12 protein-coding genes are annotated in these 11,798 nt (G+C 65.2%); 1 reads left to right on the top strand and 11 read right to left on the bottom strand.

Annotated features, from left to right (window positions below; genetic code table 11):
• Positions 1–7: 7 nt before the first annotated feature.
• From rfbC to CUJ90_RS03210, 4 genes are all read right to left on the bottom strand, one after another.
• The gene (rfbC, locus tag CUJ90_RS03225) at positions 8–559 is read right to left on the bottom strand and encodes a dTDP-4-dehydrorhamnose 3,5-epimerase (protein WP_073428795.1); all 552 of its coding nucleotides are present in this window, start codon (positions 557–559) and stop codon (positions 8–10) included.
• Entirely contained in the window at positions 544–1,437 is an 894-nt protein-coding gene (gene rfbA / locus CUJ90_RS03220; protein ID WP_073428794.1) for a glucose-1-phosphate thymidylyltransferase RfbA, read from the bottom strand. Before rfbA ends, rfbC begins: the two co-directional genes overlap by 16 nt.
• A 10-nt stretch (positions 1,438–1,447) precedes the next feature.
• Positions 1,448–2,509, bottom strand: coding sequence for a dTDP-glucose 4,6-dehydratase (gene rfbB / locus CUJ90_RS03215; protein WP_114161957.1), 1,062 nt, complete (start codon positions 2,507–2,509; stop codon positions 1,448–1,450).
• Between the two features lie 452 nt (positions 2,510–2,961).
• Positions 2,962–3,873: a GDP-mannose 4,6-dehydratase gene (locus tag CUJ90_RS03210; protein WP_083085717.1), complete on the bottom strand. Its 912-nt coding sequence runs from the start codon at positions 3,871–3,873 to the stop codon at positions 2,962–2,964.
• A 201-nt stretch (positions 3,874–4,074) separates the two neighbouring features.
• Between CUJ90_RS03210 and CUJ90_RS03205 the strand changes: the two genes are divergently transcribed.
• On the top strand, positions 4,075–4,959 hold the full coding sequence (locus tag CUJ90_RS03205) for a symmetrical bis(5'-nucleosyl)-tetraphosphatase (RefSeq protein ID WP_114161956.1): 885 nt from the start codon (positions 4,075–4,077) through the stop codon (positions 4,957–4,959).
• A 74-nt stretch (positions 4,960–5,033) separates the two neighbouring features.
• Here CUJ90_RS03205 and CUJ90_RS03200 read toward each other — a convergent pair whose 3' ends face one another.
• The 7 genes from CUJ90_RS03200 to CUJ90_RS03170 form a co-directional block, all read right to left on the bottom strand.
• Complete coding sequence (locus tag CUJ90_RS03200; RefSeq protein ID WP_114161955.1) at positions 5,034–5,870, bottom strand: lysophospholipid acyltransferase family protein; 837 nt, start codon at positions 5,868–5,870, stop codon at positions 5,034–5,036.
• Positions 5,871–5,905: 35 nt separating this feature from the next.
• The gene (locus tag CUJ90_RS03195; protein ID WP_114161954.1) at positions 5,906–7,186 is read right to left on the bottom strand and encodes a dihydroorotase; all 1,281 of its coding nucleotides are present in this window, start codon (positions 7,184–7,186) and stop codon (positions 5,906–5,908) included.
• Positions 7,187–7,313: 127 nt separating this feature from the next.
• Positions 7,314–8,339, bottom strand: a complete 1,026-nt coding sequence (locus CUJ90_RS03190; protein WP_073431382.1) for an aspartate carbamoyltransferase catalytic subunit — start codon at positions 8,337–8,339, stop codon at positions 7,314–7,316.
• Positions 8,340–8,487: 148 nt separating this feature from the next.
• Positions 8,488–9,030, bottom strand: a complete 543-nt coding sequence (pyrR, locus tag CUJ90_RS03185) for a bifunctional pyr operon transcriptional regulator/uracil phosphoribosyltransferase PyrR (RefSeq protein ID WP_114161953.1) — start codon at positions 9,028–9,030, stop codon at positions 8,488–8,490.
• Positions 9,017–9,457, bottom strand: a complete 441-nt coding sequence (gene ruvX, locus CUJ90_RS03180; RefSeq protein WP_073431380.1) for a Holliday junction resolvase RuvX — start codon at positions 9,455–9,457, stop codon at positions 9,017–9,019. Before ruvX ends, pyrR begins: the two co-directional genes overlap by 14 nt.
• Positions 9,454–10,032: a YqgE/AlgH family protein gene (locus CUJ90_RS03175; protein WP_073431379.1), complete on the bottom strand. Its 579-nt coding sequence runs from the start codon at positions 10,030–10,032 to the stop codon at positions 9,454–9,456. Before CUJ90_RS03175 ends, ruvX begins: the two co-directional genes overlap by 4 nt.
• Positions 10,033–10,291: 259 nt before the next feature.
• Positions 10,292–11,704, bottom strand: coding sequence for a FimL-related protein (locus CUJ90_RS03170; protein ID WP_114161952.1), 1,413 nt, complete (start codon positions 11,702–11,704; stop codon positions 10,292–10,294).
• Between the last annotated feature and the right edge of the window lie 94 nt (positions 11,705–11,798).

The raw sequence follows: 11,798 nt of genomic DNA, 5'->3' as shown, positions 1-11,798 counted from the left end.
ACCATCCTCACGCGAAATGCTCGGCATCGGCCAACCGCTTGCCCGCCGCATCCTTCGCGGCCAGCAACGGCTCGGCGTCGATCGGCCACTCGATGCCGATCGCCGGATCGTTCCAGACGATGCTGCGCTCGTGCTCGGGGAACCAGTAGTCGGTGGTCTTGTAGAGAAACTGCGCGGACTCCGACAACACCACGAAACCGTGCGCGAAACCCGGCGGCACCCACAGTTGCCGGTGGTTGTCCACCGAGAGCGTCACGCCCACCCACTTGCCGAAATTCGGCGAGCTCCTGCGGATGTCGACGGCCACGTCGAACACCTCGCCTTCCACCACGCGCACGAGCTTGCCCTGCGCATGCTGGATCTGGTAGTGCAGCCCGCGCAACACACCCTTCGCCGAGCGCGAATGGTTGTCCTGCACGAACGTCACGCCGGCTTCCACGTGTTCGGCAAACTCCAGCGCATTAAAGCTCTCGTAGAAATAGCCGCGCGCATCACCGAACACCTTCGGCTCGATGATCTTCACTTCAGGCAGCGCCGTAGCGGTTACTTGGATGGCCATGCGACTTGATCCGTAAGAATGTTTTGCAGATATTGCCCGTAGGCGTTCTTCGCGAGCGGCCTGGCGAGCGTCAGCAACTGCTCGCCGTCGATCCACTGCTGGCGGTAGGCAATCTCCTCCGGACAGGCGACCACGAGGCCCTGGCGCTTCTGCAGCGTCGCGATGAAGGTCGCCGCCTCGATCAGCGAATCGTGCGTGCCGGTGTCGAGCCACGCATAGCCGCGCCCCATGATTTCGACATTGAGCGCGGCGTCCGCCAGATAACGCGAGTTGACATCGGTGATTTCAAGCTCGCCGCGCGGCGACGGCTTGATGTCCGCGGCGATATCGCACACCCGCCTGTCGTAGAAGTAGAGACCCGTAACCGCGTAGTTCGAGCGCGGCTTGAGCGGCTTCTCCTCGATCGAGAGCGCGCGGAACTGCTTGTCGAATTCGACCACGCCGTATCGCTCGGGATCGTGCACGTGATAGGCGAACACGGTCGCGCCATGATCCTGCTGATCGGCGCGCTCCAGCTGCTTCGCGAGATCGTGGCCGTAGAAAATGTTGTCGCCGAGAATCAGCGCCGACGGATCGTTGCCCACGAAATCACGGCCGATGATGAACGCCTGCGCGAGGCCGTCCGGCGAAGGCTGAACCGCGTACTGGATGTTCATGCCCCACTGGCTGCCGTCGCCGAGCATGGCTTCGAAGCGCGGCGTGTCCTGCGGCGTGGAGATGATCAGCACGTCGCGGATGCCCGCCACCATCAGCGTGGACAGCGGGTAGTAGATCATCGGCTTGTCGTACACCGGCAGCAGCTGCTTGGAAACGACGTGCGTGATCGGATACAGGCGTGTGCCCGATCCGCCCGCGAGAATAATGCCTTTGCGCGCCATTGCCGTGCCCTTACGCGCGCTGCGCGTAGTTGGTTTCAACCCACTTGCGGTATTCACCCGACGCCACTTCGTCGGACCACTCCTGATTGTCCAGATACCACTGAACCGTTTTGGCGAGGCCCGTCTCGAACGTTTCCGCCGGCTTCCAGCCGAGTTCGCGCTCGAGCTTGCGGGCGTCGATCGCATAACGGCGGTCGTGGCCGGGACGATCCTTCACATAGGTGATCTGGTCGCGATACGAGCCGCCCGCCTTCGGACGCAGTCGATCGAGCAGGTCGCACAACGTGTGCACCACGTCGAGATTCTTCTTCTCGTTCCAGCCGCCGATGTTGTACGTCTCCCCCGGCGTGCCGCGCGCGAGCACTTCGCGGATCGCGCTGCAATGGTCGCCGACGTACAGCCAGTCGCGCACGTTCTGGCCGTCGCCGTACACCGGCAGGGGCTTGCCGCCGAGCGCGTTGGCGATCATCAGCGGGATCAGCTTCTCGGGGAACTGGTACGGACCGTAGTTGTTCGAGCAGTTCGTGGTGAGCACCGGCAGACCATACGTGTGATGGTAGGCGCGCACCAGATGGTCGGAACCGGCCTTGGTCGCCGAGTACGGGCTATTCGGCGCGTACGGCGTGGTTTCGGAGAATTGCGGATCGGTGGCGGAGAGCGAGCCGAACACTTCGTCGGTGGAGACGTGCAGGAAACGGAAGGCGGCCTTCTCATCGCCGGCCAGCGTGTTCCAGTAGCTGCGGGCGGCTTCGAGCAACGTGAACGTGCCGACCACGTTGGTCTGCACGAAATCAGCGGGGCCGTGAATCGAACGGTCCACGTGGCTTTCGGCGGCGAAGTGCAGCACGGCACGCGGCTTGTGTTCGGCAAGGAGCGCGTCGAGCGCGGCGCGATCGCAGATGTCCGCGCGCACGAAGACATGTTTGGGATTGCCCTGTTGCGACTTGAGCGTACCCAGATTGCCGGCGTAGGTCAGCTTGTCTACATTCAGCACCGCTTCGTCCGACGCGTTGAGCCAGTCGAGCACGAAATTGGCGCCGATAAAGCCGGCACCGCCCGTTACCAGGATCATGAAATTCCCTTCTAGATGTTAGTGGCAGGTCGGAATCGGTTCGCCGGCCTGCCACACCTCGCAGTGTGATGTCCGATTCTCGTGACGCCCGCGCCGCCTTGCTGCACGGCGAGCAGGCGTTCAGACGCCAATCTTATGAAGCCCCGATTATAAAGCCGCTCGGGGCAAAAACTAGCGCCCTAACAACTTGAAACAGCTTGACAGGTTTGGTTTCGGATGATCTGGAGTGCGACTATTTCGGCGTAAGGTCGTGCCGAGTGTCGTGGAGCGCCGCGAGACAGCCGCAGCGTCCGGGGGAGACAGCGTGCGGAATATGCGGTGAGAGCAAGTCAGTGTGTGCGCATGGCGTGCGCCGGGTGGACACCGCGTTCAGCGCGTGCGCACGAATGGCAACGGACTGGCGCGAATGCCGCCGCTCAAGCCGCTCAAGCCGCTTAAGCCGCTTAAGCCGCTTAAGCGGCCAGCATCCAGCGCAGCGTATCCATGAACGGAATCGCCTCGACCTTCGGCACCAGCGAGCGCAGCTTGGCCGGCGAACCCGCCAGCATTTTCACGTCGGTGTGTCGCACGAACGCGGGATTGACCCGCACCTCGAGTTCGTGCCCGGTGAGATCGCTCGCCGCCGACAGAATGTCGCGCAGCGTATAAGGCGTGCCGGTGCAGACATTGACCGTTTCGGCAGCGGCCTCGGAATCGAGCAAGGCTTCATAAGCGCTTGCCACATAGCGCACGTCCGAGAAATCGCGTGCAACGTCGATATTGCCGAGTTCGATCGAGGGTTCACGCCGCGCGAAGTGCTCGACGATCTTCGGCACGAGGAAGTTCGACGCCTGCCCGCGACCGGTATAGTTGAACGGCCGCACGATCAGGATCGGCAGCCGGTCGAACCACGTCCGCACCATTGTTTCCATTGCCGCCTTGCTGGCGGCATAGTGGTTGACGGGCGTGACCGGAAAGCTCTCGTCGATGGCGTCGCTCGTCACATTGCCATATACGTTCGCGCTGCTCGCGATCAGCAGCTTGCGCGGCGTATGACCGACGGCCGAGCAGGCCTCGAGCAGATTGAGCGTGCCGATTACATTGACGCGGTAAAAGTCGAGCGGATCGTTATGACCCACGAAGCTGATCGCGGCGAGGTGCACGATGTAGTCGGGCCGCGCCGTTTCGATCACGCGCCGGCACGCATCCGGCGACGTGATGTCGAGACGCAGGCGCGTGGGCGTTTCCGGCTCGTCGCGCCCGGCGATCGTTTCGATCACCGTATGCCCGCGGCCGAGCAGGTTGTCGACCAGATAACGGCCAGTGAAGCCGCTCGCCCCGGTGACGAGCGTGCGGATGGGTTGCTTCGCATGAGAGGTCGACATGCTTTCTCCGTTCACGAGGTCATCCTGTTGTGCCGCAATATCGCGTGGGCGCCAGCGCTGTGCCCTTCCGGCTGCGCCTGACGGCGCATGGCGCGATGCCCGCGCTTCAAACGGGCTATTATGTCACGCTACGATGTTGCACTGCCCACCGCGCCACGTCGCATGCGTAACCGCATGTATCAAACTGCACCGAATCCCTCGATGACACCCTTGAGCACTTCCAGCGCCCACTCCGCTTCCCAGCCGCACCCGCCACCGCTCGCCTTCGGCGACCTGCAAGGCTGCCGCACGCCGTTCCAGCGGCTGTTGGCCAAGGCCGCGCCGCCGGCGGGCACGCCGCTGTGGTTCGCCGGCGACCTGATCAATCGCGGGACGGAATCGCTCGCCACACTGCGCGACGTCATCGCGATGGGTGAGCTCGCCGTGCCGGTGCTGGGCAATCACGATCTGCATTTGCTGTCGGTGTCGGCGGGAATTCGCAAGTCGAGGAAAGGCGACACGATCGACGAAATCCTCGCCGCGCCGGACGCCCCCGAACTGCTCGAATGGATTCGCCACCGCCCGCTCGCGCACTTCGACAACGGCATGCTGATGGTGCACGCGGGCGTCCTGCCGCAGTGGGACGCGGACCTCACGATGGAACTCGCCGACGAATTGCAGCGCGCGCTGCGCGCGCCGAGCTGGAAGGAAACGCTCGCCGGTTTGTACGGCAACGAGCCGAACCGCTGGACGCCCAACCTGAAGGGCATCACCCGCTTGCGGCTGACGTGCAGCGCGTTGACACGCATCCGTTTCTGCACCGCCGATGGCGCGATGGATTTCAGCACGAGCGGCGGCCTGAACGCCGCGCCGCCGGGTTGCCTGCCGTGGTTCGACGTGCCGTCGCGCAAAACCGCCGACGTCACCGTGGTGTTCGGCCATTGGGCCGCAGTCGGCTTGACCTTGCGCGACAACCTGATCGGACTCGACTCCGGCTGCGTATGGGGCGAAAAGCTGTCGGCCGTGCGCCTCGCGCCCAATCCCGCCGAGCGCACGCTGACGCAGGTCGATTGCGAGCCTTGCCGCGAGGCTGGCACCGGTAATTGAGCCGGTTGTGCCTGGCAAGAACCGCCGGCTCATCGCGGCGCAACGATCCGTCTGTCGGCCGAAGCGACTGACCGTTACGCCGAGCGGCCCTGCTGGTCGATTGGCTCTTCGACCAGCGCATGCGCCGCGGCAGGCGTTGCGGCTTCCTCGGCACACACGGCACCGGCGCTCGCCGTGCCGCTTTGCATTTCCCGCAACGCAGCCGCAATGACCGCTTCCGCTTCGGCCGCCAGCGTGCGCCGGTCGGCGCCCGGCGCCAGCGGCGCACCCACATACACATGCGCGGTCAAGGGTCCGCCGCGCAACAGCAGGTTCAGCGAATCCGCCAGCGACAGATCGTCGATATAGGCGGGCGCGGTGGATTGCCGGCCCTGCGCGTCCTCGTACATGATGCACAGCGGCTGCACCGGCGCCGAGGCCGATACCGCCGCCTGAAACATGTTCGCGTGAAACGGCAGCAGCGCGAGTCCATTGGACGTCGTGCCTTCGGGGAACACGCACATCAGTTCACCGGCGCTCAAGCGGTCGGCGAGCTCATGCATGATCCGCTTCGCGTCGCTGCGCTTCTCGCGCTGGATGAACACCGTGTCCAATTGCTGCGCGAGCCAGCCCACCAGCGGCCAATTGCGAATCTCCGCCTTGGACACGAACGGCGTGGGCCGCCACGCATTGATCACGTAGATGTCGATCCACGAGATGTGATTGGCGACCACCAGCGCGCCGCAGTCGAGGCGCGCACCGTCGTTATGCACGACGAGCCGCATGCCGCACAAACGCAGCATTTTCAGCGACCATGCGCGATTGAGCGCATGACGCCGGTCCGGGCCGGCTTTAGGAAAGCGCGTCGCGACGATCCACATGCCGTGCAGCAGATGCGCGATGAGACGGGCCTTGCGTAACGCGAGCTTCATGTCGGAGCTTTCCGTAACGGGCAATGCCGCGGATGTTAGCGCTGTTCGAACGCGATGCGGCCGGACACGATGGTCGCCCGCACGCGCGCCGGCAGTTCATAGCCGAGGAACGGCGTGTTGTGCCCCTGGCTCTTCAGCGCGCGCGGTTCCACGAGCCAATGCGCGTGGCGGTCGAACACGCACAGGTCCGCCGCGCCGCCCACCGCGATGCGGCCCGCGGCTTCCAGGTTCAGCACATCGGCCGGCGCCGCAGTGATGCGGTTGAACGCCTTCGCGAGCGGCAAGCCCGCTTCGTCGGCCCATTTCACCGTCAGCGACAGCAATAGTTCGAGACCCGTCGCGCCCGGCGTGGCTTCGGCGAACGGCAGCAGCTTTTCGTCGTCGTCCACCGGGGTGTGGTCGGAGCAGATCGCGTCGATCGTGCCGTCGACGAGTCCCGCGCGGATCGCGTCGCGATCGCGTTGCTGGCGCAGCGGCGGATCGAGCCGGTACTGGGCGTCGAAATAGCCGATGTCGAGGTCGATCAGGTGCACGTGGTTCACGGTGACGTCGCATGACACCGGCAAGCCCTCGGCCTTGGCGGCGCGTACCAGCGCAATGCCCGCCGCCGACGACACATGCGACAGATGCACCCGCGCGCCGGTCACGCGCACGAGTTCGAAAATGGTATGCAGCGCGATGGTTTCCGCCGACACCGGCACGCCCGAGAGCCCGAGGCGCGACGCCAACGCGCCGCTCGCGGCCACGCCGCCCTTGCCGAGATAGGCATCGACGGGACGCAGCCATACGCTGTAGCCGTAGGTCCTCGCGTATTGCAGCGCGCGCATCAGCACCTGCGTGTCGACCACCGGCACGTCGGCCTGCGAAAAGCCGATGCAGCCCGCTTCCGTCAGTTCGACCATCTCGGTGATTACCTGGCCCTTGAGACCGACGGTCAATGCGCCAAGCGGATAGACGTGCGCCTGATCGAGATTGCGCGCGCGAAACTTGAGCATCTCGACGAGGCCCGGTTCATCGAGCGTCGGATCGGTGTCCGGCAGGCACACGAGACTGGTCACGCCGCCCGCGAGCGCCGCGGCCATTTCCGATTCGAGCGTGGCCTTGTGCTCATAGCCCGGCTCGCGCAAGCGCGCGGCAAGGTCGACCAGGCCCGGCGCGATCGAAAGACCTTTTGCGTCGATGGTTTTCTCGGCCTGGAAATCGGCAGGCGCGTTGCCGATCGCGGCGATCTTGCCCGCCGCGATAAAAATGTCTTGCTGTTGTTCGGTGCCCGCTGCCGGATCGATCAGCGTGCCGCCTTGAATATGAATCTTCATGCGCTGCCTTGTGTTCAGTGTTCAGCCAGGTTTCGCGTGACTTGCCGCGGGTTCGCACGCTGCCGTGCCGTCGTGCTGACGGCGCGCCGTGACACCCGTTGCGTGACCGCGCTCGAAACCGGCAAGTTCAATCGTGATTGCCCGCGACGATGCCCATCACCGCCATGCGCACCGCGATGCCGAACGTCACTTGATTCAGGATCACCGACTGCGGACCGTCGGCCACCTGCGAATCGATTTCGACGCCGCGATTCATCGGGCCGGGGTGCATCACGATCGCATCGGGCTTCGCGAGCGCGAGGCGCTCCGGCGTCAAGCCCCAGCTCTTGAAATACTCCTGCGCCGAGGGCAGCAGCGCGCCGCTCATCCGCTCGTTTTGCAGACGCAGCATGATGATGACGTCGACGTCCTTCAAGCCTTCGTCGAGATTGTGGAACACGCGCACGCCCATCTGTTCGAGCCCGCCCGGCAACAGCGTGCGCGGACCGATCGCGCGCACTTCCGGCACGCCGAGGGTGGTCAACGCATGAATGTCGGAGCGCGCGACCCGCGAATGCAGAATGTCGCCGACGATCGCCACCCGCAGATTGGTGAAGTCCTTCTTGTAGTGGCGGATCGTGTACATGTCGAGCAGCCCTTGCGTGGGGTGCGCGTGACGGCCGTCGCCGGCATTGATCACGTGCACGTGCGGCGCGCAATGCTGGGCGATCAGATACGGCGCGCCGCTCGATGCGTGACGCACGACGAACATATCGGCATGCATCGCCGAGAGGTTGTTGATCGTGTCGAGCAGCGATTCGCCCTTGCTCGTGGACGACGCGTTGATGTTCAGATTCAGCACGTCCGCCGACAACCGCGTGGCGGCGATCTCGAAGGTGGTGCGGGTGCGCGTGGAGTTCTCGAAGAACAGATTGAACACCGACTTGCCGCGCAGGAGCGGCACCTTTTTCACTTCGCGATCGGTCACGCTGACGAACTGCTCGGCGGTATCGAGAATGTGATTGACGATCGCCTTCGGCAAGCCCTCGATCGACAACAGATGTTTGAGCTCGCCGTTTTTCGTGAGCTGCGGGTTGCCCTTCAGGAAGCCATGACGGAAGCGCTCGGTGGCGCTATCGGCTGGATCCTTCGGAGCCTGAGTGGCGGTGTTCATGGGTGTACCTGCTTCAAATACGGGCTTCAACGTGATCGATGTCGATGCGGACTGCTTGCGTGGTTTTCGGCTACGCCGGCCCTTTGCGCGAAACGCGGTGCGCCCGCGGGTAGTCAATGACGGTTTCGCGCAGCGTGCAAAGCCGCGTTCAGTCGACGCGTGCCTCGGTGTGAAAAGTGAAACGCTGCTGCCCCGCCGCGCCGCCCTCTTCGCGAGCCAGCACGAGCGTCGCGTCGGCGGGCACGTTCACCGTGCCGCCGACAAAGCGCGCCGCCACCGGCAACTCGCGTCCGCCGCGATCGGCCAGCACCGCCAGTTCGACCGACGCCGGACGGCCATAGTCGTATAGCTCGTTCAGCGCGGCGCGAATGGTGCGGCCGGTGTAGAGCACGTCGTCCACCAGCACGATGCGGGACTGGTCGACCGGGAACGGCAGCGAGGTCGGGCTCGCCTGCGAGTGCAGGCCTTTTTTCGCGTAGTCGTCGCGATGCAGCGCGACGTTCACCACGCCGAAGCTCGGCAGGTTCAGATCGCGCGCGAGCCGCTCGGCGAGCCATGCGCCGCCGCTATAGATGCCGGCCAGCACGGCGCCTTGCGCACCGTCTTGCCCCGCGCCGAGCTTCTCGCCATATACGGCGCGAATCTGCTCGAGCAACGCGCGATAAAGCGCTTCGGCGTCAATGGAACTCATGATCGTCGGAAAGTCCGTCTAGATATTGCTGGAGGATGATGCTGGCGGCTTCGGCGTCGAGCATGTCGGCGCGGCCGTTGCCGGCGCGGATTCCCGCCTTCGCCTCGACCGACGAATAGCGCTCGTCGACCCACGTCACCGGCAGGTTGAAGCGACCGTTAAGCTGATTGCCGAAGCGCTTCGCAAGCTGGGTCATTTCATGGGGCGTGCCGTCGGGATGCATCGGCAAGCCGACCACCAACGCGTTGGGCTTCCACTCGGCGATCAACTTGCCGACCGCCTCGAACCGGTATTCGCGGCTGCGGTTCGGCACGATCACGAGCGGCCGCGCGTGGCGCGTCAGCGAATTGCCGACGGCCACGCCGATGCGTTTTTCACCATAGTCGAACGCAAGCAGCGTCGCCTCACGTCCGGCCGGCAGGTTCATGCGTGGCCCGCCTCGCCCGACAGCATGGACAGCGAAATGCCGAGCAGCGCGAGCGCGGCTTCGAGACGCTCTTCGGCGGGCACGTCGAAGACGATTTTCGGGTCGGCTTCCACTGTGAGCCAGCCGTTCTTCGAAATTTCTTCCTCGAGCTGGCCCGCGCCCCAGCCGGCGTGGCCGAGCGTGAGCAGGAAACGTTCCGGACCGGTGCCGCTCGCGACGGCTTCGAGCACGTCTTTCGATGTGGTCATCTCGAGCCCGCCCGGCACCGACATCGACGAGGTGTACACGTTGCCGTCTTTCGGATCGTGCAGCACGAAGCCGCGCTCGGTTTGCACCGGACCGCCGAAATACACGGGCACGTGAAGAAGGGGTTCGATCTCGAGCTTGAGATCGATGCGACTGAAGAGCGCTTCGAGGTCGATATCGGTCGGCCGGTTGATCACGAGACCGAGCGCGCCGCGCTCACTGTGATCGCAAAGGTAGACCACCGTTCCCGAAAACGTCGGATCGGCCATGTTCGGCATGGCGATCAGGAACTGGTTGGTCAGATTGATGCGATCGTTACTCTTGGACATAGTTCGGATTTTAGCAAAGACGATGCAGTGTGGCGGGCTTTGAGCATGGGACCGCGATGTGCGCGATGCAGTGCGCCGCGAGCCATCGACGGCCAGTCAAGTTCCACTCTATCACGCACGCGAGCCCTGGCCACGTTGCAGGTTAGCGGTTTGCGGCACGCATTTAATGTGCCTCCCGGTTCGATCATTGCTTCCTTCGTTGTTCGCTCTCCTGCCGGCGGCGACGCTCGCCACGGACACGGCCCGCCGCGCATGCCCGTCAGGCGTCGCCCTCCTCGATCGAGCGCGTCAACGCGGCCAGCGTGGCGCCGCCGGCCGGTGGAGCGACGCCGGCCGCCACCTTGTGCAGCATCGCGCGCAACGCTTCGGCGGTCTGCTCCAGGGTGCTCGCCGCCGGCGCGCCGACGATCACGTGCTCGCGCACCGCCGGGGTCGAGACGCCCGCATGCGCGCGGCGGCGCCAGGCGAGCCCCAGCGCGTCGGCAAGCAGCGCCACATGGCCCAGGCCGAGCGCGCAGGCGGCGGCGCCGAGCCGGTAGGCGGCGTCGCCCGCTTGCAGCGCTTCGCTCGGATCGGCTTTCTCGGGCTGGTCCGCCGCGCGGGCGTGCTCGGTCAATGCCGAAATCGCGGCATCCGCTGTCTGAAGAAAGTCTTCATAGGCATGCGCGTTGACCGTGAGCACGCCCAATTCGCGTGTCAGCGCGGAACGGCTGGCGCTGATCGTTTGCGCCTGCACGGCACCTGCCTCCCATAGCATTTCGGATGCCAGCGTTCCCGCGACGTGCCAATCGACCGTCAAGCCATAGTCGTGCAGCACCTCGACCTGATCGGCGTCTTCGGCTGCGGCGCCGAACAATGCGTAGTCGCGCCACAGCAGCGCCAGCGTTGCGCGCACCAGTGAGCGCGGCGCTCGCTGGATACCGCGTGCATGGTCGGCCAGCGCGAGATTGCAGCGAGCGTAGAAACGCCGCGCGTCGGTTTCCCCGGTGGCGCGGCCGCCCGCGCGCAACGCTTTGGTGCAGGCTTTGGCGAGACGCCAGAAGTCGTAGGGGTCCGGGCCGGCGAGTTCGGCGAGCACGGCGTCCAGTTCGTCGAGCGCCGCATGGGTGGCGGCCCGCGCGGCCGCGCTGCCGGTGTCCGGCTGGGAGCGCAGTACCGGCAGCAGCGCGCGTTCGTAGCGGGCGCGCAAATGGGCCAGCCGGTCGGCGGCCTGGGCGTGAAACGACACCGGCGGCACGGGTCGCGCGCTGAGCGCGAGGTCTTCGAAAGCGATGGTGAAGCCGGGCGCATGATCGGCCAGATGCGAGCAGAGGGCCCGATAGCGCTCGAACAGCGTGGGCGAGCACGCCAGTTCGCGCAGATTGTGCCGTTCGAGCGCCGTGCGGAAATCACGCAGCGCGGCGCCGAACACGGGCCGCGTGCTGTCCGCCTCGGCCGGATCGGCCGCCGCCAACGGCGAGAGCCGCACCAGGGCGTCCGCGAAACGCTGCGCGCTCAACCAGCCGGCAACGCGCAACGCATGAGACGCACGCACCAGCGCGGCGGTGCTCTCGCCGCGCTGTTCGAATGCGAGAAGCGCTTCGGCCAACGCAAGCTCTGCGGAACGGACGGCGCCGCCGCGCGGATTCGGCAAGGCATCGAAGGAATCAGGTGCGGCGGATCGGAGAGTCATGAGCAGGCGAGAGGAAGCTGACGGGCCGCCGCTTCGCGCCGCGCGCAGACTGATCGGCTAACGCGCGAACCGGCGACAGGACAATGACAGATTA

Source organism: Paraburkholderia terricola (assembly GCF_003330825.1).
GTDB classification, from domain to species: Bacteria; Pseudomonadota; Gammaproteobacteria; order Burkholderiales; family Burkholderiaceae; genus Paraburkholderia; species Paraburkholderia terricola.
The sequence above is the reverse complement of the archived record's forward strand: the minus strand, read 5'-3'. Positions and strand labels throughout refer to the sequence as shown.

What these genes read in the sequence shown, in the direction of transcription:
- rfbC (WP_073428795.1), bottom strand. Translation starts at nt 559, where the DNA reads ATGGCCATCCAAGTAACCGCTACGGCGCTGCCTGAAGTGAAGATCATC.
- rfbA (WP_073428794.1), bottom strand. Translation starts at nt 1,437, where the DNA reads ATGGCGCGCAAAGGCATTATTCTCGCGGGCGGATCGGGCACACGCCTG.
- rfbB (WP_114161957.1), bottom strand. Translation starts at nt 2,509, where the DNA reads ATGATCCTGGTAACGGGCGGTGCCGGCTTTATCGGCGCCAATTTCGTG.
- CUJ90_RS03210 (WP_083085717.1), bottom strand. Translation starts at nt 3,873, where the DNA reads ATGTCGACCTCTCATGCGAAGCAACCCATCCGCACGCTCGTCACCGGG.
- CUJ90_RS03205 (WP_114161956.1), top strand. Translation starts at nt 4,075, where the DNA reads ATGACACCCTTGAGCACTTCCAGCGCCCACTCCGCTTCCCAGCCGCAC.
- CUJ90_RS03200 (WP_114161955.1), bottom strand. Translation starts at nt 5,870, where the DNA reads ATGAAGCTCGCGTTACGCAAGGCCCGTCTCATCGCGCATCTGCTGCAC.
- CUJ90_RS03195 (WP_114161954.1), bottom strand. Translation starts at nt 7,186, where the DNA reads ATGAAGATTCATATTCAAGGCGGCACGCTGATCGATCCGGCAGCGGGC.
- CUJ90_RS03190 (WP_073431382.1), bottom strand. Translation starts at nt 8,339, where the DNA reads ATGAACACCGCCACTCAGGCTCCGAAGGATCCAGCCGATAGCGCCACC.
- pyrR (WP_114161953.1), bottom strand. Translation starts at nt 9,030, where the DNA reads ATGAGTTCCATTGACGCCGAAGCGCTTTATCGCGCGTTGCTCGAGCAG.
- ruvX (WP_073431380.1), bottom strand. Translation starts at nt 9,457, where the DNA reads ATGAACCTGCCGGCCGGACGTGAGGCGACGCTGCTTGCGTTCGACTAT.
- CUJ90_RS03175 (WP_073431379.1), bottom strand. Translation starts at nt 10,032, where the DNA reads ATGTCCAAGAGTAACGATCGCATCAATCTGACCAACCAGTTCCTGATC.
- CUJ90_RS03170 (WP_114161952.1), bottom strand. Translation starts at nt 11,704, where the DNA reads ATGACTCTCCGATCCGCCGCACCTGATTCCTTCGATGCCTTGCCGAAT.